The 22411-nt window shown below is 72.1% G+C and carries 18 protein-coding genes; 9 read left to right on the plus strand and 9 right to left on the minus strand.

Annotated elements, in window-relative coordinates:
- Positions 1–124 precede the first annotated feature (124 nt).
- Positions 125–799 (minus strand): Crp/Fnr family transcriptional regulator, encoded by a 675-nt coding sequence (locus OO63_RS10905; RefSeq protein WP_016642758.1) that lies wholly within the window; start codon positions 797–799, stop codon positions 125–127.
- Between the two features lie 617 nt (positions 800–1416).
- On the opposite strand from OO63_RS10905, the gene nth reads away from it, so the two are divergent.
- The 3 genes from nth to OO63_RS10920 all read left to right on the plus strand — a co-directional run bounded on the left by nth (position 1417) and on the right by OO63_RS10920 (position 4535).
- Positions 1417–2265, plus strand: coding sequence for an endonuclease III (gene nth, locus OO63_RS10910; protein WP_030359647.1), 849 nt, complete (start codon positions 1417–1419; stop codon positions 2263–2265).
- 151 nt (positions 2266–2416) lie between these two features.
- Positions 2417–3202, plus strand: a complete 786-nt coding sequence (locus OO63_RS10915; protein ID WP_078619069.1) for an NUDIX domain-containing protein — start codon at positions 2417–2419, stop codon at positions 3200–3202.
- Between the two features lie 130 nt (positions 3203–3332).
- Positions 3333–4535, plus strand: coding sequence for a MarP family serine protease (locus OO63_RS10920; protein ID WP_030359649.1), 1203 nt, complete (start codon positions 3333–3335; stop codon positions 4533–4535).
- 64 nt (positions 4536–4599) lie between these two features.
- Here OO63_RS10920 and OO63_RS10925 read toward each other — a convergent pair whose 3' ends face one another.
- The 6 genes from OO63_RS10925 to OO63_RS10950 form a co-directional block, all read right to left on the minus strand.
- Positions 4600–4797, minus strand: coding sequence for a hypothetical protein (locus OO63_RS10925; RefSeq protein ID WP_030359650.1), 198 nt, complete (start codon positions 4795–4797; stop codon positions 4600–4602).
- 128 nt (positions 4798–4925) lie between these two features.
- Positions 4926–5876, minus strand: a complete 951-nt coding sequence (locus OO63_RS10930) for an alpha/beta fold hydrolase (protein ID WP_030359651.1) — start codon at positions 5874–5876, stop codon at positions 4926–4928.
- On the minus strand, positions 5873–6370 hold the full coding sequence (locus OO63_RS10935; protein WP_030359652.1) for a phage holin family protein: 498 nt from the start codon (positions 6368–6370) through the stop codon (positions 5873–5875). Before OO63_RS10935 ends, OO63_RS10930 begins: the two co-directional genes overlap by 4 nt.
- A gap of 51 nt (positions 6371–6421) precedes the next feature.
- Positions 6422–7819 (minus strand): Na+/H+ antiporter NhaA, encoded by a 1398-nt coding sequence (gene nhaA, locus OO63_RS10940; protein WP_030359653.1) that lies wholly within the window; start codon positions 7817–7819, stop codon positions 6422–6424.
- A 292-nt stretch (positions 7820–8111) separates the two neighbouring features.
- Positions 8112–10112 (minus strand): acetate--CoA ligase, encoded by a 2001-nt coding sequence (gene acs, locus OO63_RS10945; protein ID WP_078619070.1) that lies wholly within the window; start codon positions 10110–10112, stop codon positions 8112–8114.
- 49 nt (positions 10113–10161) lie between these two features.
- Complete coding sequence (locus OO63_RS10950; RefSeq protein WP_078619071.1) at positions 10162–12756, minus strand: bifunctional SulP family inorganic anion transporter/carbonic anhydrase; 2595 nt, start codon at positions 12754–12756, stop codon at positions 10162–10164.
- A 296-nt stretch (positions 12757–13052) separates the two neighbouring features.
- Between OO63_RS10950 and OO63_RS10955 the strand changes: the two genes are divergently transcribed.
- A complete protein-coding gene (locus tag OO63_RS10955) occupies positions 13053–14357 on the plus strand; it encodes a polysaccharide deacetylase family protein (RefSeq protein ID WP_030359656.1) in 1305 nt (434 codons plus the stop codon).
- 76 nt (positions 14358–14433) lie between these two features.
- Here the strand turns inward: OO63_RS10955 and OO63_RS10960 are convergent, their stop codons facing one another.
- A complete protein-coding gene (locus OO63_RS10960; protein ID WP_078619072.1) occupies positions 14434–15420 on the minus strand; it encodes an ATP-binding protein in 987 nt (328 codons plus the stop codon).
- A 115-nt stretch (positions 15421–15535) separates the two neighbouring features.
- On the opposite strand from OO63_RS10960, the gene OO63_RS10965 reads away from it, so the two are divergent.
- Positions 15536–16351 (plus strand): Fic family protein, encoded by an 816-nt coding sequence (locus OO63_RS10965; protein WP_030359658.1) that lies wholly within the window; start codon positions 15536–15538, stop codon positions 16349–16351.
- A 423-nt stretch (positions 16352–16774) separates the two neighbouring features.
- Here the strand turns inward: OO63_RS10965 and OO63_RS10970 are convergent, their stop codons facing one another.
- Positions 16775–17599, minus strand: coding sequence for an HAD family hydrolase (locus OO63_RS10970; RefSeq protein ID WP_030359659.1), 825 nt, complete (start codon positions 17597–17599; stop codon positions 16775–16777).
- Between the two features lie 526 nt (positions 17600–18125).
- On the opposite strand from OO63_RS10970, the gene ssd reads away from it, so the two are divergent.
- Genes ssd through OO63_RS10990 form a run of 4 tightly spaced genes read left to right on the plus strand, consistent with a single transcriptional unit; the run spans position 18126 to position 22148 of the window.
- Positions 18126–19238, plus strand: coding sequence for a septum site-determining protein Ssd (ssd, locus tag OO63_RS10975; protein ID WP_030359660.1), 1113 nt, complete (start codon positions 18126–18128; stop codon positions 19236–19238).
- Positions 19235–20404, plus strand: coding sequence for a TadA family conjugal transfer-associated ATPase (locus OO63_RS10980; RefSeq protein ID WP_030359661.1), 1170 nt, complete (start codon positions 19235–19237; stop codon positions 20402–20404). Before ssd ends, OO63_RS10980 begins: the two co-directional genes overlap by 4 nt.
- A complete protein-coding gene (locus tag OO63_RS10985; RefSeq protein ID WP_030359662.1) occupies positions 20401–21291 on the plus strand; it encodes a type II secretion system F family protein in 891 nt (296 codons plus the stop codon). Before OO63_RS10980 ends, OO63_RS10985 begins: the two co-directional genes overlap by 4 nt.
- A complete protein-coding gene (locus tag OO63_RS10990) occupies positions 21288–22148 on the plus strand; it encodes a type II secretion system F family protein (RefSeq protein WP_063750393.1) in 861 nt (286 codons plus the stop codon). Before OO63_RS10985 ends, OO63_RS10990 begins: the two co-directional genes overlap by 4 nt.
- The last annotated feature ends 263 nt before the right edge of the window (positions 22149–22411 follow it).

Consider the following 22411-nt stretch of genomic DNA (forward strand, 5'->3'; position numbering starts at 1 on the left):
AGGGGACCTCCGCAGAGCTTTCCCTGGGGACTTCCGCAGGGACTACGACGGCGGGGCCGCACCCTGACTCCAGGGGCGGCCCCGAACGCGTACGGAGCGCCGGGCCCGTACGAAAGAAACAGCGTCAGCGTGACCGCTTGGCCAGGCGCTCCACGTCGAGCAGGATCACCGCGCGGGCCTCCAGGCGCAGCCAGCCGCGGCCCGCGAAGTCCGCGAGGGCCTTGTTGACCGTCTCGCGGGAGGCGCCGACCAGCTGGGCCAGCTCCTCCTGGGTGAGGTCGTGCACCACGTGGATGCCTTCCTCGGACTGCACGCCGAAGCGGCGCGACAGGTCGAGCAGGGCGCGGGCCACGCGGCCGGGGACGTCGGAGAACACGAGGTCCGACATCTGGTCGTTGGTCTTGCGCAGGCGCCGGGCGACGGCGCGCAGCAGGGCGGCGGCCACCTCCGGGCGGGCGTTCAGCCAGGGCTGGAGGTCGCCGTGACCGAGGCCGAGCAGCTTGACCTCGGTGAGGGCGGAGGCCGTGGCCGTGCGCGGGCCCGGGTCGAAGAGCGAGAGCTCACCGATCAGCTCGCCGGGGCCGAGCACCGCGAGCATGTTCTCGCGGCCGTCGGGGGACGTGCGGTGGAGCTTCACCTTGCCCTCGGTGACCACGTACAGGCGGTCTCCGGGGTCGCCCTCATGGAAAAGCGCGTCCCCGCGCGCGAGCGTCACCTCACTCATGGAGGCGCGGAGCTCCGCGGCCTGCTCGTCATCGAGCGCCGCGAAGAGCGGGGCGCGCCGCAGAACGTCGTCCACGAGTTCTCTCCTTGTCGACCTGCATCAGGGGACCGTGCCCCCAGTTTGCCGGACGGTTCAAACAGTGTGATCAGTCACTCAAGTCTGCCGCACTTGCGACGGGGGCAATGCGGAAGGGGGCCAATTGGGGGCCGATCCGGGGGACCGGCGACGGATACGGACGTCCGGACGTGGGTCGGACACCTGCTCCCTGGCCCGTGAGAGCACAGGCCACGGCGGCAGCGGTCACGGGCACCTCCGGCGATTCTGCTGTGGGCGAACACGCTTACGTTACCCCGAGGAACCCGACATATCGGGCGTTGGGTGGGGTGTGGGCGAGGTGTGGGCGGGGTTCGTTCGGCGTGTTGGGGGCGCGCCGGGCGTGGTGTCGGAGTGCGTGCCGGAGCGTGCTTCTCGGTGTGCTCCGCCGGGTGCGTCGACTTTCCGCCAATGGGGGCGCGGTGGGTTGGGGGGAGGTGGGGTGGTGGCCGGGGGCGTGGTGGTCGCTTCCGGTCCGCTCGATGATCTCCGGCGCGTGACAACTGCGCATCTCCCCCGTCCGTGTCAGTGACGGCCCGTACGCTGGCGCCATGGCGAAACGTGGCGTGTCAGAAGGCTCCAGGGACGGAGGCGGGACGGTGCCGGAAGAGACGACGAGGGCTGCGCCGAAGACGGCGAAGAAGGCGGCCTCGGCCACCCGGATCAAAAAGCCCAAACCCCCGCAGTCCCACACCGCCCTCGTGCGCCAGGCCCGCCGCATCAACCGCGAGCTGGCCGACGTGTATCCGTACGCCCACCCGGAGCTGGACTTCGAGAACCCCTTCCAGCTCCTGGTCGCCACCGTCATGTCGGCCCAGACGACGGACCTGCGGGTGAACCAGACGACCCCGGCGCTCTTCTCCCGCTACCCCACCCCGGAGGACCTGGCCGCGGCCAACCCCGAGGAGGTCGAGGAGCTGATCCGCCCGACCGGCTTCTTCCGCGCCAAGACACGGTCGATCATGGGCCTGTCGGCGGCGCTGCGCGACGACTTCGGCGGCGAGGTCCCCGGCCGCCTCGAGGACCTGGTCAAGCTGCCTGGCGTGGGCCGCAAGACCGCCTTCGTCGTGCTCGGCAACGCCTTCGGAGTCCCCGGCATCACCGTGGACACGCACTTCGGCCGCCTGGTGCGCCGCTGGAAGTGGACCGAGGAGACCGACCCGGACAAGGTCGAGGCCGTCGTCGGCGGGCTGTTCCCGAAGAGCGACTGGACGATGCTCTCGCACCGCGTGATCTTCCACGGCCGCCGCATCTGCCACGCCCGCAAGCCCGCCTGCGGCGCCTGCCCGATCGCCCCCCTCTGCCCTTCGTACGGAGAGGGCGAGACGGACCCCGACAAGGCAAGGAAGCTCCTGAAGTACGAGATGGGGGGCATGCCGGGCCAGCGGCTCAACCCCCCGCCGGACTATCCGGGCAAGGCGGCGCCGCCCCTGGGAGCCGCCGGGTGACCGGGCGGCCGGGAGCGCGCCCGGACGGTCCCCGGGACGAGGAACCATCAGCGGGCCGACAGGCGTTGTGCAGAGACGGACGGGGGTGCCGATGACGCACGCGAGCGATACGCACACAGGCGAGAGCGATACGCACTCAGGCGAGACGGACATGAGCGACGGCCAGGACCAGGACCCGGCACGCCCCCAGGGCCCCGCGCCCGACGCCGCGCGCGCCCACGACTCCGCCCACGCCCCCGCGCGCCGCAACGGCCACCACGCCCTCACCGCCGAGGGCCTGCTCTCCGCCGAAGGACTGCCCGCGTGGCTGACCCCCGTGCTGCGCGCCGTCGAGAGCGTCCGCCCCGACCAGCTCAGCCGCTTCCTGCCGCCGGCGAACGGCGCGGGGCGGCAGTCCGCCGTCCTCATCCTCTTCGGCGAGGGCGCCCAGGGCCCCGAGCTGCTGCTCATGGAGCGGGCCAGCTCGCTGCGCTCGCACGCGGGCCAGCCGTCGTTCCCCGGCGGCGCCCTCGACCCGGAGGACGGCGACCCGCGCGTGGCGGGCCCGCTGCGGGCCGCGCTGCGCGAGGCCGAGGAGGAGACCGGCCTCGACCCGAGCGGCGTGCAGCTCTTCGGCGTGCTGCCGAGCCTGTTCATCCCGGTGAGCGACTTCGTCGTGACGCCGGTGCTCGGCTGGTGGCGCGCGCCGAGCCCCGTCGGCGTGGTCGACCCGGCCGAGACGGCCCGGGTGTTCACGGTCCCCGTGTCCGATCTCACGGACCCGGCGAACCGCGCGACGACGGTCCACCCGAGCGGCCACCGCGGCCCGGCGTTCCTCGTCGAGTCCGCGCTGGTCTGGGGTTTTACGGCCGGGCTCATCGACAGACTGCTGCACTACGCGGGCTGGGAGCGCCCCTGGGACCGCGGCCGCGAGGTCCCGCTCGACTGGGGCTCATGACAAGGTTGCGGGGACCGGGCCGACCGGGGCCCGTGAGGGTGCGTACCGCTCGCGGGGCGGGCGCGAGGGCAGTGACGCGCGAAGACCGCGAGGCGAGGCGGGGAATGATGCGAGGCGAGGACTGAATTCCGTGAACGTGCTGGACATCCTGCTGCTGCTCGCCGCCGTGTGGTTCGCGATCGTCGGCTACCGCCAGGGTTTCGTCGTCGGCATCCTCTCGGTGATCGGCTTCCTCGGCGGCGGCCTCGTCGCGGTGTATCTGCTGCCGGTCATCTGGGACGCCTTCACCGACGAGGGCGCGCGGGTCAGCACGACCGCGGCCGTCGTCGCCGTGGTCGTCGTCATCGTCTGCGCCTCCGTCGGCCAGGCCTTCACCACCCACCTGGGCAACAAGCTGCGCCGGTACATCACCTGGCAGCCCGCCAGGGCCCTGGACGCCACCGGCGGCGCGCTGGTCAACGTCGTCGCCATGCTGCTCGTCGCCTGGCTGATCGGCTCCGCCCTCGCGGGCACCACGCTGCCGACGCTCGGCAAGGAGGTGCGCAACTCCACGGTGCTGCACGGCGTCTCCCGCACCCTGCCGAACCAGGCCGACACCTGGTTCGCCGACTTCTCCTCCGTCCTCGCGCAGAACGGCTTCCCGCAGGTCTTCAGCCCGTTCTCGAACGAGCCCATCAAGGACGTCCAGCCCCCGGACCCCAAGCTCGTGGGCAGCAAGGTCGCGGCCGACGCCAAGCGCTCCATCGTGAAGATCAGCGGTGACGCGCACAGCTGCGGCAAGGCCCTCGAAGGCACCGGCTTCGTGTTCGCGCCGCGCCGCGTGATGACCAACGCCCACGTCGTCGGCGGCGTCGACGAGCCCAAGGTGCAGATAGGGGGCGAGGCCGAGAAGTACGACGCCAAGGTCGTGCTCTACGACTGGGAGCGCGACATCGCCGTACTGGACGTGCCGACGCTGCCTGCCCCGCCCCTGCAGTTCACCTCGCGCGACGCCCAGAGCGGCGACAGCGCGATCGTGGCGGGCTTCCCCGAGGACGGCCCCTACGACGTGCGCTCCGCGCGCGTGCGCGGCCGCATCACGGCCAAGGGCCCCGACATCTACCACCGGGGCACGGTCCGCCGCGATGTGTACTCGCTGTACGCCACGGTCCGCCAGGGCAACTCCGGCGGCCCGCTGCTCACCCCGGACGGCAAGGTCTACGGCGTGGTGTTCGCCAAGTCGCTCGACGACCCCGACACCGGGTACGCCCTGACGGTGGACGAGGTGCGCGAGGACATCGAGCGCGGCCGCACCGCCAACCAGGAGGTCGACAGCCAGGGGTGCGCGCTCTAGGCGCGCCCCTGGGAGGATCCCCCCCAGGGAGGATCCGCCGCGCGGGTGTGGGAGCGGGTGCGGGTCAGTCGCGGGTGTGCCGCAGCCGCGCGGACATCCAGCGGGCCCGGCGGCGAAGAATGCGGGGGATGCCGATGGCCTCGGCGGCAGCCGCCTCACCGGGGCGTCCCGGATCGTGCGGGCCGCCCCTCTCGTGGCCGTTCACCACGGTGGCCGTCCGGCGCTTGCGTGCTACGTCACTGTAGTCGTGCGTCCAGCCCATACCCGGACGTGTGCCCGTGCCTCAAGGTCGGTAACCGCGCCCAAGGGCCTCAATTGGCCTATGCGGCAGGCAATTGGCGTTCGTAGGACAGTAGTTCCCTGTGGGGGTGACGAACCGTGACGAACGGGTTACCGGTCCGGCTCGGGGTCCTTGAGCCACGCCACCAGTTCGTTGGAGAACGCCACCGGGTCCTCCTCGTGCGGGAAGTGCCCGAGGCCGTCGAACAGCCGCCAGCGGTAGGGCGCTTCGACGTACTCGCCGGAGCCCGCCGCGCTGCGGGTCCGCATCACCGGGTCCAGGGAGCCGTGCAGATGCAGCGTCGGCACCCGCACCGGCCGCTTCATGCGCCGGTTGAACTGGATCCCGTCGGGCCGGGCGAGGGAGCGCACCATCCAGCGGTACGGCTCGATCGAGCAGTGCGCCGTCGAGGGGATGCACATGGCGCGGCGGTACGTCTCCACGGCCTCGTCGTCCGGCAGGCTCGGCCCCGACCAGTCCCGGATCAGACGCCCCACCAGGGCCCCGTCGTCCGCGACCAGCTGACGCTCCGGCAGCCACGGCCGCTGGAAGCCCCACACGTACGACCCGGCGGCCGTCTGCCTGCGGTCCCGCAGCATCGCCGAGCGCCAGCGCCGCGGGTGCGGCATCGAGGAGACGGCGAGGCGGCGCACCAGCTTGGGCCGCATCACGGCGGCCGTCCAGGCGAGGTACCCGCCCAGGTCGTGCCCGACGAGCGCGGCGTCGGGCTCGCCGAGGGACCGTACGACGCCCGTGATGTCCAGGGCGAGGTTCGCGGGGTCGTAGCCGCGCGGGGTGCGGTCGCTGCCACCGACCCCGCGCAGGTCCATCGCCACCGCCCGGAAGCCCGCGTCGGCGAGCGCGACGAGCTGGTGCCGCCAGGCCCACCAGAACTGCGGGAAGCCGTGCAGGAGCAGCACCAGCGGGCCCTCACCGGCCTCCGCGATGTGGAAGCGGGCGCCGTTGGCTGCGACGTCCCGGTGCGTCCAGGGGCCCTCGATCCGTACGGTCGAGGGGGTCGCCGCGGTGGTCCTGTCCGGGGGTGGGCCTTGGTCCGTCATGCAGTCGAGCGTGCCACAGCGTCGGCCCGCCCACCGGACTCCAGCTCAAGGGCGCCCGCAGGGGCCACGGGGCGGGGATGCGGCTTGACGTTCCCGAGGACGGCGGCGGTCTCCTTGGCGGCGGCCGCGGCCTTCTGGGGGCCCTTGCCCTTCGCGGCCTTCTTCGCGAAGATCACGCCGATCCACGCGAGCACTCCGGCCACCAGGACATTCGCCGCGAACGAGAGCACGAAGCAGATGGCCATGTTCCACCCGCTCCAGGTGCGGATGCCGTAGGCCAGGGCGAAGCTCAGCATCGGCAGCGAGAAGATGAGGACGGCGGTGGCCGCGATGAACGCGGCACTGCCGATCGCACCGCGCTTGACGTCCTGCGTCAGCTGGGCTTTGACCAGCGCGATCTCATCGTGCACCAGCTCCGACATCTCTTTGCTCGCCGCGGAGACGAGCTGACCGAGGCTGCGTTCGGTGCCGACGGGACCGTCGGGTGCGCTCATCGCTTGCTCCTCATTCCTCTGACTTCTTCTGGGCCTTCTGGTCAGATCAGATCATGCCGGACCATCGTGCCTGTCGCTCGATCCGGCTGACAGTCGAGCAAGTCTGCGGTGCTCGGCGGCCTTCTTCTCGTAGATCTCCGCCATCCGCAGGTGGTAGTCCGGATCGTCCTGTTCGTAGATGTCGGGGATGCCGCTCTGGTCCTCGTCGCGCTCCTCGTCCTCCCACAGCTTGCGGTACTTCCGGTCGCGGAGCTTCAGCAGGACTCCGGAGATCACGGCCGCTATCAGCGAGCCGACCAGCACCGCGGCCTTGATCTCGTCGGTGAGCAACGGGTCCTCGCTGAAGGCGAGTTCCCCGATGAGCAGCGAGACCGTGAAGCCGATTCCGGCGAGCGAGGCCACCGCGAACACATCGGGCCAGGCCAGGTCCTCGTTCAGCTCGGCCTTGGTGAAGCGGGCCGCGAGCCAGGTGCCGCCGAAGATGCCGAGGGCCTTGCCGACGACGAGGCCGAGCACCACGCCGAGGGTCTCCGGCTTGGTGAAGACGTCGCCGAGCGCCCCGCCGGACACCGCGACACCGGCGCTGAACAGCGCGAACAGCGGCACGGCGAGCCCCGCCGAGAGGGGGCGTACCAGATGCTCGATGTGCTCACCGGGGGAGTGCCGCTCGCCCTCCTCCTTGTGGCAGCGCAGCATCAGGCCCATGGCGACACCGGCGATGGTGGCGTGGACGCCGCTGTTGTACATCAGGCCCCAGATGACCAGGGCCAGCGGAACGTAGATGTACCAGCCGCGCACGCCCTTGCGGAGAAGGAGCCAGAAGACCGCGAGGCCGAGGATCGCGCCGCCGAGCGCCGCGAAGTTCAGGTCGCTGGTGAAGAAGATCGCGATGATCATGATCGCGAAGAGGTCGTCGACGACGGCGAGGGTCAGCAGGAAGGCCCGCAGCGCCGACGGCAGCGAGGTGCCGATGACCGCGAGGACGGCGAGCGCGAAGGCGATGTCGGTCGCGGTCGGCACGGCCCAGCCGTCCGTCGAGCCGCTGCCGAAGGTGTTCACCAGCACGTAGACGAGCGCCGGCACGGCCATGCCGCAGATCGCGGCGATCACGGGCAGCGCGGCGGCCTTGGGCTCGCGCAGATCGCCGGCGACCAGCTCGCGCTTGAGCTCGATCCCGGCGACGAAGAAGAAGACGGCGAGCAGTCCGTCGGCCGCCCAGTGCTGAATGGACAGGTCGAGGCCGAGCGAGGCGGGTCCGAGATGGAAGTCCCTGACGCTCTCGTAGCTCTCCTTGATCGGGGTGTTCGCCCAGATCAGTGCCGTGATGGCGGCGATGAGCAGGAGTACGCCACCGACGGTCTCGGTGCGCAGCGCCTCCGCGACGAAGTTCCGCTCGGGCAGGGAGAGGCGTCCGAGTACTTTGCGGGTGCTGCTGTTGGGCGCGGCCACGAGAGTCGACCTCCGGTCGGTAGGCAGGGCTGTGCACATGCCGACCAGACTTCCCGGCGCACCTAGGTGTTTCTTGTCGCGTTGTTGACGTTGATCCTTAGCTTACCTAACCGTGCACCTGGACTTATCCGGCGAAAATCACCTTAAGCACAAAAGAGGCACCCGGCGCGGGTGGCGCAGGGTGCCTCTCAGTGCTTCTCAGTGCTTCTCAGTGCCTCTCGATGCCTTCTCAGAGCCTTCTCGGAGGCTTCTCAGAGGCTTCTCAGAGCGGGGCGGCCGCCCCCCGCGGGCCTCAGTCCTCGCTGGGCGCAGCCGGCAGCTTGGACTGGATCAGGTCCATCACGGACGAGTCCGTGAGCGTGGTCACGTCACCGAGCTGACGGTTCTCCGCGACGTCCCGGAGGAGCCGCCGCATGATCTTCCCGGACCGCGTCTTCGGCAGCTCCGCCACCGGCAGGATCCGCTTGGGCTTGGCGATGGGGCCGAGTGTCGTCCCCACGTGGTTGCGCAGCTGACCCACCAGCTCCGCGTCCTCCGCGTTCGCCGTGCCCCGCAGGATCACGAAGGCGACGATGGCCTGGCCCGTCGTCTCGTCGGCGGCGCCGACGACGGCGGCCTCCGCGACGGACGGGTGCGACACGAGCGCCGACTCGACCTCGGTGGTGGAGATGTTGTGCCCGGAGACGAGCATCACGTCGTCCACCCGGCCGAGCAGCCAGATGTCCCCGTCGTCGTCCTTCTTCGCGCCGTCCCCGGCGAAGTACTTGCCCTCGAAGCGCGACCAGTACGTGTCGATGAACCGCTGGTCGTCACCCCAGATGGTGCGCAGCATCGACGGCCACGGCTCGGTGAGCACCAGATAGCCGCCGCCACCGTCCGGCACCTCGTTCGCCTCGTCGTCCACGACGGTCGCGGCGATCCCCGGCAGCGCCCGCTGCGCGGAGCCCGGCTTGGTCTCGGTCACGCCGGGCAGCGGCGAGATCATCATGGCGCCGGTCTCGGTCTGCCACCAGGTGTCCACGATCGGGCAGCTGTCGGCGCCGATGTGCTTGCGGTACCAGATCCACGCCTCGGGGTTGATCGGCTCGCCCACCGACCCGAGCACCCGCAGGCTGCTGAGGTCGAACTTGGCGGGGATGTCGTCGCCCCACTTCATGAACGTACGGATCGCCGTCGGCGCCGTGTACAGGATCGTGACCCCGTACTTCTGCACGATCTCCCAGAACCGGCCCTGGTGCGGGGTGTCCGGCGTGCCCTCGTAGATCACCTGGGTCGCGCCGTTCGAGAGCGGTCCGTAGGTGATGTACGAGTGTCCGGTGACCCAGCCGATGTCGGCCGTGCACCAGTAGACGTCGGTCTCCGGCTTGAGGTCGAAGACGGCGTTGTGGGTGTACGACGTCTGCGTCAGGTAGCCGCCGGACGTGTGCAGGATGCCCTTCGGCTTCCCCGTCGTCCCGGAGGTGTAGAGGATGAACAGCGGCTGCTCGGCGTCGAACGCCTCGGGCGTGTGCTCCGGCGACTGCTTGCCGACGACGTCGTGCCACCACAGGTCGCGGCCCTCGGTCCAGGCCACGTCCTGCTTGGTGCGCTGGACGACGAGCACCTTCTCGACGCCCTCCACGCGGCCGACGGCCTCGTCGACCGCGGGCTTGAGCGCGGACGGCTTGCCCCGGCGGTAGCCGCCGTCGGCGGTGATGACGAGCTTGGCGTCGGCGTCCTTGATGCGCGCGGCGATGGCGTCGGCGGAGAAGCCGCCGAACACCACGGAGTGCGCGGCGCCGATGCGGGCGCACGCCAGCATCGCCACGACCGCCTCGGGGATCATCGGCAGATAGACCGCGACCCGGTCCCCCGCGCTGATCCCCAGCTCGGTCAGGGCGTTGGCCGCGCGGCTGACCTCGTCCTTCAGCTCCGCGTAGGTGAGGGACCGGCTGTCGCCGGGCTCACCCTCGAAGTGGATGGCCACGCGGTCGCCGTTGCCCGCTTCGACGTGGCGGTCGACGCAGTTGTACGCGACGTTGAGCTTGCCGTCGGCGAACCACTTCGCGAACGGCGGGTTCGACCAGTCGAGCGTCTCGGTCGGTTCGGTGGCCCAGGTCAGCCGACGGGCCTGCTCGGCCCAGAAGCCGAGCCTGTCAGCCTTGGCCTGTTCATACGCCTCCGCCTTTACGTTGGCGTGCGCCGCCAGCTCGGCCGGTGGCGCGAACCTGCGGTCCTCCTTGAGCAGGTTGGCCAGGCTTTCGTTGCTCACGACATCTCCCTTTCCCAGGGTGTCCGTTGTGTCCCAGACCACAGCTCATCAGACACTCGGCCCCGGTGACAAGGGCTTGCCGAAAATTGGTTTAGACCTCTACCGGATGGGCGGGTGGCACCTGGCTGAACACCTCGTCAGGTGCCTGCCCCGCGCGCGTCGTCTCACCCGCCTCTCTCCCTTCCTCCGCCGCCGCCACGCCTTCGGCCAGCAGATATGCCTGGGCCTCGCCCACGTGGAAGTACATCCCGTGCAGTTCCAGGCTCCCTTCGGCGAGCCGCCTTGCCACCGCCTCGTGGGCCCGCAGGTGCTCCAACTGCTGGACGACGTTGGTGAGGCAGAGCTGCTCGACGGCGTCGGCGGGGGCGCGGCCCGCGAGGCGGGGCATCCCGCGCAGGGTCTGGTCGGCGGCGTCGAGGGGGTGGTCGGGGGCGTTGAGGGTCTGGTTGGCGGCGTTGAGGGGGTGGTTGGCGGTGCCGAGGGGGTGGTCGGTCGCCGCGCCCAGGGGGCGGACGGCCGCCGTGCGGTTCGGCGCGGGCGCTGCGCCGGGGCTCTGCCCGGCCGCCGTCCCGAGGCTCTGCCCGGCCGCCGTCCCGAGGCCCTGCTCGGCCGCCTCCGCGGTCTGCTCCGCCATCCGCTCCAGGCTCGGCAGGCCGTGCCGCAGCCAGCGCTTGAGCGGTGTCTGCGCTCCGGTCGGCGGCGTGTTCAGGAGGGCCTGCATGGCTCCGCAGCCCGAATGCCCGCACACGGTGATGGACTTGACCTTCAGCACGTCCACCGCGTACTCGATCGCGGCGGCCACCGAGTCGTCGCCGCTCTCGGCGCCGGGCAGCGGCACCAGATTGCCGACGTTGCGGACGACGAAGAGGTCGCCGGGGCCGCTCGACGTGATCATCGATGTGACGACGCGGGAGTCGGCGCATGTCAGGAAGAGCTGTGCGGGCCGCTGTCCCTCGCGTGCGAGGCGGGCCAGCTCGCCCCGCACCCGCGGTGCCGTGTTCTGCTGGAACGCGCTGATTCCCTTGGCCAGTTGGTGCTGCTCGGGGCGGTCGGTGCGCGGGGGTTCCTGCGGGGCGTCGCACTGGTGGTTGCGCCAGGGCGTCCAGGGGCGGCAGCCGCAGTGGGCGGTGGCCGCGGGCTCCGTGATGCGCTGGCCGCCGCGGCCGGTGACCTCGGCGCTGCCGCCCTGCGCGGCGTGCGCGTCGAGCCAGCTGTGCAGTGTCTCGTACGCCGCGTGGTCCATGAAGGAGCCGTCCAGCTCCACGACGGCGTGCGCCCGCTGCGGAATGTGGTGCAGGCAGCGGCTGAGCCGGGGCACCGCGAGGAACGTCAACTGGCCCCGCACGTGCACATGGTGAACGCCTTCCGAGTCCTCCTCGCAGGTGATGCGGGTGCGGGCGAGGCGGTGCAGGGCGACGGCCACCGCCACGGCGACACCCATGGCCACGCCCTCCAGGACGCCGAGGAACACCACGGCCAGGGTGGTGGCCGCGTACACGAGCACTTCGCGGTGGCGGGTGACCGTACGGATGTGGTTGATGCTGACCATCTGGGCGCCGACGACCATGACGAGCGCGGCCAGGGAGGCGAGCGGGATCATCTCCAGGACCGGCACGAGCAGCAGCGATGCCGCTACTACCCAAACGCCGTGCAGCATCGAGGAGTTCCTGCTGACGGCACCGGCGCGCACATTCGCCACGCTGCGCACGGCCACGCCCGCGACGGGCAGTCCGCCGAGTGCTCCGGACACCATGTTCGCCATGCCCTGGCCGCGCAGCTCGCGGTCGAGGTCGGAGCGGCCCACCCGCTCCTCGCTGCCGGTGCGCGTGGCGGTGAGCTTGTCGATGGCGACCGCCCCGAGCAGCGACTGCACGCCGCACACCAGGGTGACCGTGAGCACGGCGGCGACCAGGCCGAGCGCGGGGCCTTCGGGCAGTCCGGCGAGGGCGTGCGTGCGCCAGGAGGGCAGGTCGACCTTGGCGACGGTCAGCGCGGCGAGGCCGGAGAGCGCGGTGGCCGCCGTGACGGCGACGAGGGGCGCGGGGATGGCCCGTGCGGCGCGTCCGGCGCGGCCGGGGATGCGGGGCCAGAGGACCAGCACGCCGATGGTGAGCGCGCTCACGGACAGCGCGGCCGGGTGCAGGTCGGCCAACTGGGCGGGCAGTGCACCGAGGTTGGCGGTGACGGAGCTCTGGGGGGTGCCGCCGAGCACGATGTGCAGTTGGGCGGCGGCGATGGTGACGCCGATTCCGGCGAGCATGCCGTGTACGACGGCGGGGCTCACGGCGAGCGCGGTGCGGGCCACGCGCAGACAGCCGAGGCCGATCTGGGCGAGTCCGGCGAGGACGGTGATGGCGCAGGTCGTCCGCCAGCCGTAGCGCTGGATGAGGTCGGCGGTGACGACGGTCAGTCCGGCGGCGGGGCCGCTGACCTGGAGCGGGGCGCCGCCGAAGCGTCCGGCGACGAGGCCGCCGACGGCGGCGGCGACGAGGCCCGCCTGGAGCGGGGCGCCGGTGGCGAGGGCGATGCCCAGGGACAGCGGCAGGGCGATCAGGAAGACGGCGATGGACGCGGACACGTCGGCGCCGGCGATGCGGAACTTCTTGCGGGGCGGTGGCGCGTGGGGCTGCTGGGGGCGTGGGCCGTGCGCCGAGTCGGCGGCGCTTGTGGGGACGCAGGCAGACATGTTTCCCGTCTCCTCCGGGGCGGCGCGGTCGCGGAACAGGGGGTCCTCCGGCGGGGGCCGGAGGGCGGGTCGCGGCCGTGGGTCACGGCGTTGCAGCGGCGGGATGACTCAACTCTCGGTAAACGAATCGTAATGCAGTGTAAAGGTCTTAGCTGGATCATCAGGGCAAATGGGGTAAGTGACCACTCTAATGAGTGAATAAAAATACTGATCGGCTTGTCGTAATCCGCCACTCGAGCCCCCGTGCGAAGTTGCTGCCGTTCTGTCCCGACTTGCACGGAAGAAGGTGGGCGGAGATGGCCGCCAACCCAAGCACGCGCGCGGGGGTGCGGCGGACGGCCGCGGGCCTCGCCGCGCTCATGGTCTGCACGGCGGCCCTGGCCGGGTGCGCCGACGACTCGTCCGGCACGAAGGAGGGAGCGCCCGGGGCCGCGCACGGCGCGAGGAAGCCCGCCGGTGCCCCGGCGCCCAAGGCCGCGGTGCGCCTGATCGGCGACGGCTCGACCGCGTTCACCGGTCAGCAGCCGCTGCTCCCCAGACCCGAGCGCCTGAAACCGGGCCAGAAGCCCCCGCAGTTCGTGGTGTTCTCCTGGGACGGCGCGGGTGAGGACGGCCAGAAGCTGTTCTCCCACTTCCGCAAGGTCGCCAAGCGCAACAACGCCACGATGACGTACTTCCTCAGCGGGGTGTACATGCTCCCCGAGGAGAAGCGCAGGCTCTACAAGCCGCCGCAGCATCTCGCCGGCAGCTCGGACATCGGCTTCAACGACCGCGCGGGGATCAAGGACACCGTGGACCAGCTCCGCGGCGCCTGGCTCGAGGGCAATGAGATCGGCACCCACTTCAACGGCCACTTCTGCGGCACCGGCCGTGGCGTCGGCGAGTGGTCCGTCGCCGACTGGAAGAGCGAGATCAACCAGGCCAAGTCCTTCGTGAAGGCCTGGAAGACCAACACCGGCATGGGGAAGGCGCAGCCGCTGCCCTTCGACTACGACCGCGAGCTCATCGGCGCCCGCACGCCCTGCCTCGAAGGCCGCACCAACTTCATGCGCGCGGCCCGCGACCTCGGCTTCCGCTACGACACCAGCGGCGTGAACAACCAGCTCTGGCCCAAGAAGAAGGAGGGCCTGTGGGACCTGTCGATGCAGCTCGTCCCGGTCCCCGGGCGCGGCTTCGAGACGCTCACCATGGACTACAACTTCATGGTGAACCAGTCAGGTTCGACCTCGAACGGTGACCCGGACAAGCACGAGTACTGGGGCGACCAGATGCGAGACGGCCTGATCAAGGGCTTCGACCGCGCCTATCACGGCAACCGCGCCCCCTTGATCATCGGCAACCACTTCGAGTCGTGGAACGGCGGCACGTACATGCGCGCCATCGAGGAGACGATCGAGCGCGTCTGCACCAAGCGCGAGGTGCGCTGTGTGTCCTTCCGGCAGCTCGCCGACTGGCTGGACGCGCAGGACCCGCAGGTGCTCGCGAAGCTGACCCGGCTCGGCGTCGGCAAGGCACCGAAGGAGGGCTGGCCCGCCTTCCTGTCCGCCCGGCCCGCCCCGGCGCCCAAGGGCGTTCCGGGCGCGGAGCCGGCCAAGCGGTAGCCCGTCCCGGGCCGGTGGCGGCCACCGCCCGGCGCGGGTGGTGGCCGGTCCGGCCCGGGCGGTGGCCGGTCCGGGGCTAGGCCGTGGCCGGCGCGTGCTCCCGCAGGACGAAGTCGGGGTCGACCTGGGCGGCCAGGTCGACACCGGTCCGCTCGTTGCCCCAACTCTGGGCGTTCTTCAGGTGGAAGTGGACCATCTGGCGGGTGTAGCGCTCCCAGTCGCGGCGGTCGTAGGCGGAGTCGGCCGCTGCCTGGAGCGTCTTCAGCGCCAAGTGGTTGCTCTCCTCCAGGAGTTCGAACCGGGGTGGACGGCCCTTCTCCATGGAGCGCACCCAGTCGGAGTGCCCGACGGTCACCAGGAGGTCGTCGCCGACCTGCTCGCGCAGGAAGTCGATGTCGTCCTGGCCCTGGACCTTGTTGCCGACCACCTTGAGGTCGACGCCGAAGTCGTGTGCGTACTCCTTGTACTGGCGATAGACGGAGACCCCCTTCCGGGTCGGCTCGGCGACGAGGAACGTCATGTCGAAGCGGGTGAACATCCCGGAGGCGAAGGAGTCGGAGCCCGCGGTCATGTCGACCACCGCGTACTCGTCGCGGCCGTCGACCAGGTGGTTCAGGAGCAGTTCGACCGCTCCCGTCTTGGAGTGGTAGCAGGCGACACCGAGGTCGGCTTCGGTGAACTGCCCGGTGACCATCAAACGCACGGCGCCGCCGTCGAGTTCCACGGCCCGCGCACACGCCTCGTACACCGGGTTGTCCTCGCAGACCCGCAGCAGCCGTGAGCCGTCGCCGGGCGGGGTCGTCTTGATCATTTTCTCGGCGCTGGCGATGCGCGGGTTGGTGCCGCGCAGATAGTCCTTGATCAGCGGCAGTCGTCCGCCCATCGCGGGCAGCCCGGCGGCCTGCTCCTCGTCGAGGCCGAGGGCGGCGCCCAGGTGCTGGTTGATGTCGGCGTCCACCGCGATGACCGGCGCGCCGGTGGCGGCGAGGTGTCGGATGAAGAGCGAGGACAGCGTGGTCTTGCCGCTGCCGCCCTTCCCCACGAAAGCGATCTTCATGTTCATGTAGCGTAGCCGCGCGCCCTGGCGCCGGGCCCTGTTCGCCCCAGGAGGGGCCGGATCGCGTGAAGAAGACCACTCCTTCGTGGCGGGCGGGCCCCTGGTGCGTAGGGTCGTACTCATGAGTACGAAAGCCGATCCGCTGGCGGCCCTGGGCGCGCTGCCCGGTGTCGCCGACTCCGTGGACTCCGTGCGCAAGGCCGTGGACCGGGTGTACGGCCACCGGGTCATGCGGCGCCGCAGCAATGAGATCACCGCTGAGGCCGCGCTGCGCGGCGCGCGCGGGTCCGCGGCGCTGTCCGGCGCCGAGTGGGCCCTGGAGGAGGTGCGCAGGCGCACCGACTTCGGCGGCGAGGGCGACGCGCGTGTGATGGGTGCCGCGCTGCGGCTGACCGCCGAGGCGGGGCAGCTCCTGTCCATCTGGCGGCAGTCGCCGATGCGGGTCCTCGCGCGGCTGCACCTGGTCGCCGCAGCCGACGCGGACGAGGCCGCGGGCCGTCCGCGGCTTGCCGGTGAACCGGTCGACGAGCCGTTGATCGAGCTGGAGTTGCCGGACGCGGACGAGGTGGCGGGGCGGCTCGAAGGCCTCGCGCAGCTGATCATCGCGGGTGGTTCGGCGCCGGCCCTGGTGACGGCGGCCGTGGTGCACGGTGAACTCGCGGCGCTGCGGCCCTTCGGCTCGTGCAACGGCCTGGTGGCGCGCGCGGCCGAGCGCATCGTCCTGGTGGGCAGCGGCCTCGACCCGAAGTCCATCTGCCCGGCCGAGGCGGGTCACGCGGAGCTGGGGCGCGCCGCCTATGTGGGCGCCCTGGAGGCGTACGTGTCCGGCACTCCGGAGGGGATGGCTGCCTGGATCGCCCACTGCGGCAAGGCGGTTGAGCTGGGCGTCAGGGAGTCGACGGCGGTGTGCGAGGCGCTGCAGCGCGGGGCGGCCTAGCCGGGACCTTCATGGGGCCCTGAGCTTCGAGAGGCCCTGAACAGAGATGCGGCGGTACGAGAATTCGTACCGCCGCTGGCATGTCCACCGGGTTACCAAGCGTCCTCGAAAGTTTGCCCATCAGGTCGGAACTTTGCCCGTCACCTGGTGCGGCTGGCCCGTAATCGACGGGTCGACGTCGCGTGGGTGCTCGATGACCATGCTTCGGTCCGTGGGGCCAAACAATGCGGTTAAAGGTAATCCTCTCGGATGTCCTTGGTCTCGCGGGCCGTTGACTCCTTTGTACTCCTGTCCTGGAGGAAGCGGAAGCCCTGGCTGCACTTCTTTACTTTTAGGTTCAAACAAGGGTGAATCGGGCGCAGGTTTCCGGCCGCCCCTCGCGGCGCACCCGAGCGCGGGGGCGCGCGCCCCCGTCGTAGGAGGTCAGCCCGCCGCCGCACGCCGACGGCTGGCGAACCACACGAGGCCCGCGGTGGCCGCCGCGGCGCCGACCGCGGCCGCCGCGACGAGCGCGGGACGGCGGGGTGCGGGCAGCCGCTGCTTGAGCCGCACCGGGCGGTGGAAATCGAGAATCGGCCACCCGCGCGCGAGGGCCTCACGGCGCAGCGCCCGGTCCGGGTTGACGGCGTAGGGGTGGCCGACGGACTCGAGCATGGGCACGTCCGTGGCCGAGTCGCTGTAGGCGAAGCAGCGCTCCAGGTCGTACCCCTCGGACTCGGCGAGCTCCCGGATCGCCTCCGCCTTCGTGGGGCCGTACGCGTAGTACTCCACCTCGCCCGTGAAGCACCCGTCGTCGCCGACCACCATCCGCGTCGCCACCACCCGGTCCGCGCCCAGGAGTTCACCGATCGGCTCGACCACCTCGGCGCCCGACGTGGAGACGATGACGACGTCGCGGCCCGCGGTGTGGTGCTCCTCGATGAGGGAGGCCGCCTCGTCGTAGATGATCGGGTCGATCAGGTCGTGCAGGGTCTCCGCGACGATCTCCTTGACCTGTTCCACGTTCCAGCCGCGGCAGAGCGAGGACAGGTACGCGCGCATGCGTTCCATCTGGTCGTGGTCGGCCCCGCCGGCGAGGAACACGAACTGGGCATATGCGGTCCGCAGTACCGCCCTGCGGTTGATCAGACCGCCTTGGTAGAACGACTTGCTGAAGGTGAGCGTGCTCGACTTCGCAATGACCGTCTTGTCCAGGTCAAAGAACGCGGCTGTGCGGGGGGACGAGTGGTTTTCCACGAGGTTGAGCATAGGCGCCCACCATTCGGCGTAAGCTGAGGCGCGTGGGTTTGCCTGAGAAGGCTCTCGGGTACACCATGGAAGTCACGGATCGTTCGCGACCGTGCTAACCCGGTCTGGCTCCTCCCCCCCCGAGTCGGACCGAGGGGACGACCCCCGCTCTCCCCCCCGGCGGGGGTCGTCGCATGTCCGGGTGGGTTTTTGAGCCCCTTTCCTGATCTTTTCCGATCGTCGTGATGTCGTGTGCGTCGAAGCGACGGCGATGTCGTACGCCCAAGATCCGTCACTGTATGTAGCTGCGAGGCTGCGCTGTGGAAGGCGCCGGTGCCGTCACCGGTATGGGTGAAGGAGTTATTCACAGCCAACGTCTTCTCCACAGTTATTGACCAAGATCCACATGATTTCCGGGACCGCCCCACGCTTGATTCCGTTCGTGAAGTTCTTGGCCGGATTCCATTGGCCGGTCTTCGCGGACGCGGATCCGGATGCGCACACACGCGCATTCGAAGGACTTGCAGCGAGAGGGGGCCGGAAGATCGTGGCTGGAGTCATTGCGTACGACACACCGCCGACGTCCGAAGGGCGCGCCGGTGGACCATTGATCGTCACGGAGGACGTGGACCTGCTTGACGACCTGCTGCGGCTGTGTGCCGCGGCGGGAGCGCGGCCCGAGGTGCACCACGGCGTGCCCGAGCGCGGCGGCGGATGGGAGTCCGCCCCGCTCGTCCTCGTCGGGGACGACGCGGCCGACCGGGTGCGCGGCGCCGCACGCCGGCGCGGGGTCGTGCTCGTCGGGCGCGACCAGGACGACTCGGGGGTGTGGCGGCGGGCCGTGGAGATCGGCGCGGACGACGTGCTTGTCCTGCCCGACGGCGAGCGGTGGCTGGTGGACCGCATCGCCGACGTGGCCGAGGGCGTCGGACGGCCCGCGCTGACCGTCGGCCTCATCGGCGGCCGCGGCGGCGCCGGGGCCTCCACGCTCGCCTGCGCCCTCGCCGTCACCGCGGCGCGCGCCGGACGGCGCACCATGCTGGTCGACGCCGACCCGCTGGGCGGCGGGCTCGACGTGATGCTCGGCGGAGAGGCCGCCGAAGGGCTGCGCTGGCCCGCCTTCGCGCAGTCGCGGGGCCGGGTCGGCGGCGGCGCCCTGGAGGAGTCCCTGCCCGCCCTGCACGACCTGCGCGTCCTCAGCTGGGACCGCGGCGACACGGTGGCCGTCGCCCCGGAGGCCGTGCGGGCCGTCCTGGCCGCCGCCCGCAGGCGCGGAGGCGTCGTGGTCGTCGACCTGCCGCGCCGCGTGGACGAGGCGGTGGCGGAGGCGCTGGCGCAACTGGACCTCGGCCTGCTCGTGGTCCCGGCGGAGCTGCGCGCGGTGGCCGGGGCTCGGCGGGTCACGTCGGCCGTGAGCATGGTGCTGCGGGACCTGCGGCTCGTCACCACCCCCGGACCGCCCGGCGGCGACGGCCTCGACGCGGACGAGGTGGCCCGGCTGCTCGGCCTGCCCCTCGTCGGCGAACTGCCCCGGGAGCACGGCCTCGGCACCATGCGCGGCGGCGGACAGCCACCCGGCGGCGCGGCGCGCGGGCCCCTGGCCCGGTTCTGCGAGGCCTTCTGGGAGCAGCTTCCCGCCCACACCGGAGGGGGCGTATGACCGCCGTCGTGGGCGCCCGGATGCTGGACGGCGTCCGGCAGTGGCTCGCGGCGAACGGCACCGAGCCCACCCCGGCCCGGGTCGCCGAGGCCCTGCGGGCGCAGGGCCGGATCCTGGGAGACGCCGAAGTGCTCGGCGCGGCCGAGCAGTTGCGCTCGGAGCTGGTGGGCGCGGGCCCGCTGGAGCCGCTGCTCGCCGACCCCTCGGTGACCGACGTCCTGGTGTCCGCTCCGGACCGCGTCTGGGTGGACCGCGGCGGCGGCCTCGAGCTCACACAGGTCTCCTTCCGGGACCCGGCGGCCGTGCGGCGCCTCGCCCAGCGGCTCGCGGCCGTGGCCGGGCGGCGCCTGGACGACGCCCGGCCCTGGGTGGACGCCCGCCTGCCGGACGGCACCCGGTTGCACGCGGTGCTGCCCCCGGTCGCCGTCGGCTCCACCTGTTTGTCGCTGCGCGTCGTGCGGCCCCGCGCCTTCACCCTCGCCGAGCTGGTCGCGGCCGGCACGGTGCCGCCGGGCGGCGAGCGGGTGCTGCGCCGCCTCCTCGACGCCCGCCTGTCGTACCTCGTCAGCGGCGGCACGGGCAGCGGCAAGACGACGCTCCTGAGCACCCTGCTCGGCCTCGTCGGACCGGGCGAGCGGATCGTCCTGGCCGAGGACTCCGCGGAGCTGCGCCCCGACCACCCGCACGTGGTGCGCCTGGAGTCCCGGCCCGCGAACCAGGAGGGAGCGGGCTGCGTCGGCCTCGATGACCTGGTGCGCCAGGCCCTGCGGATGCGCCCCGACCGGCTGGTGGTGGGCGAGGTGCGGGGCGCCGAGGTGGTGCACCTCCTGGCCGCGCTGAACACCGGCCACGAGGGCGGCTGCGGCACGGTGCACGCGAATGCCGCCGCCGACGTCCCGGCCCGCCTGGAGGCACTGGGCACGGCCGCGGGCCTCGACCGGGCGGCCCTGCACAGCCAGTTGGCGTCGGCCCTGTCGGTGGTCCTCCATCTCGTACGGGACCGGGCGGGGCGGCGCCGGATCGCCGAGGTGCAGGTTCTTGAGCGCGCCCCATCGGGCCTGGTGGCCACGGTGCCCGCGCTGCGCTGGGGCGAGCGGGGCTTCGTCCGGGAGCGCGGCTGGCCGCGGCTGAGCGCGCTGTTCGCGGAGCGGGGAGCGGGCGCATGAGCGCGGCGACGGCGTGCGGCGCCGCTCTGTGCGCGGGCGGGTCGGTGTGGCTGCTCGGCGGGCGGGTGCGGTCCCTCCAGGGGCTGCGGAGGGCGCGGTCCCTCCTCCTGGCCGGTCGTCCGGCGGCGGAGCCCCGGTGGCGGCGGGGGATCACGCGGGTACGAGGACGGCTCGGGCAGGAGGTCTGGCTCCTGGTGGGCGGGGCGGCCGTCGGGCTCCTCGGGGAGTCCGTGGTGCCTCTGGTCGTGGGGGCGGCCGGGGTGCCCCTCGCCGGCCGGGTGCGCCGGGCCCGCGAGGCCGCCCGGGCGCGGGACCGCAGGGCCGACGAGGTCATCGCCCTGTGCGGCACCCTCGCCGGTGAGGTGCGGGCGGGACGGCAGCCCGGGCAGGCGCTGCGGACGGCCGCGGAGGCGGGCGCGCAGGCGGGTTCGCAGGCGGGCGGGGGCGTCGACCGGGGGCTCGGTGGGGCGCGGGCCGGGGTGCTCGCGGCGGCGCGGTTCGGCGGGGACGTGCCCGGCGCGCTGCGCGGGGCCGCCCGGGAGCCGGGCGCCGAAGGGCTCCGCGGACTCGCGGCGTGCTGGCGGGTCGCCGTGGACCGGGGCGCGGGCCTCGCCGCGGGACTGGAGCGCCTGGAAGGGGCGCTGCGCGCGGAGCGGGACCAACGGGCCGACCTGCGCGCGCAGCTGGCGGGTGCCCGCTCGACGGCCCTCATGCTCGCCGGACTCCCCGTCCTTGGCCTGCTTCTTGGCGCCGCGCTCGGCGCCGAGCCGCTGCGGGTGCTCCTGCACACCGGGTCGGGCCTCGGCTGCCTGGTCGTGGGCGGACTGTTCGAGGGCGCGGGCGTGTGGTGGGCACTGCGGATCATGCGGAAGGCGGAGGGGCGATGACGGACGAGGTGGGCGTCGGCGCCGGAGTTCTCCACAGCCTGGGGGCGGTGGTGTGGTCGGCGGCGGCCCTGGTGTGGCTGCTGCTGACCCTGGCGGCGGCACGGAGGGAACGGGCCGCGGGGCACCGCGCATCGGCGCTCCTGCGGGCCGGGGGAAGACCGGGGCGGTCATGGGGTCGAGGGCGCGGCGAAGGAGAGGAGGGAGCCGGCGGCCGTGCGTGGACCCGGCTGTGGGGCGACGCGGAGTCCGGGCGGCGGGCGTTGGCGCGGAGATGGCTGACGGTGGCTGTGGTGGTCGGCGCGGGGTGGGCGCTGGTCGGCGGGATCGCGGGCTGCTTGGTGGGTGTGACCGCGGGGTGCTGTGTCTGGCGGCTGCGGCCGGGTGCCGACCGGAAGGCCGAGGGCGAAGCCGCTGAAGCCGCTCGGCAACTGCCCCTGGCGGCGGATCTGTTGGCGGCCTGTGTGGCTGCGGGGGCCGGGCCCGTGGTGGCGGCGCAGGCCGTGGGCGAGTCCCTGGGAGGACCCGTCGGGGAACGGCTCGCCTGGGGCGCGGCGCAGGTACGGCTCGGCGGCGCGCCGGCCGACGCGTGGCGGAGGGTCGGCGAGATACCGGGCGCGGACGCCCTGGCCCGCCTCCTGGACCGCACCGCCGAGTCCGGTTCACCCGCGGCGGGACCCGTCGCCCGGTTCGCCGCGGACTGCCGGACCGAACAGGGACGCACGGCGACGGCCCGCGCCCGGCGCGCCGCGGTCCAGATGACGGCACCGGTGGGCCTGTGCTTCCTGCCCGCGTTCCTCGCGATCGGGGTGGTGCCGGTGGTGATCGGGCTGGCGGGGGGCCTGATGAGCGGGCGGTGAGGGGCCCGCGGCCTGGTGTGTGAACGGGGGTGCTGAGGCCCGAGCGGGCCCGAAATGTCGTACGGGTGGCAGGACAACGGGACGCGGCGGCGAACGGCCGGCTTCGAGAGCCCGGCTGCGCCGAGCTTCGGCGGAACAGCTTTCAAAACCATCAGAACCAGCTGTGAACAACCAGCTGTGAACAACCGACAGAGATTCCATGGGGGTTGAAATGTGGGGACAGGTGCGTGCGCGGGCCCGGCTGTACGTGGCTCGGCTGGCGC

The organism is Streptomyces alboflavus, assembly GCF_000716675.1.
Taxonomy (GTDB): domain Bacteria; phylum Actinomycetota; class Actinomycetes; order Streptomycetales; family Streptomycetaceae; genus Streptomyces; species Streptomyces alboflavus.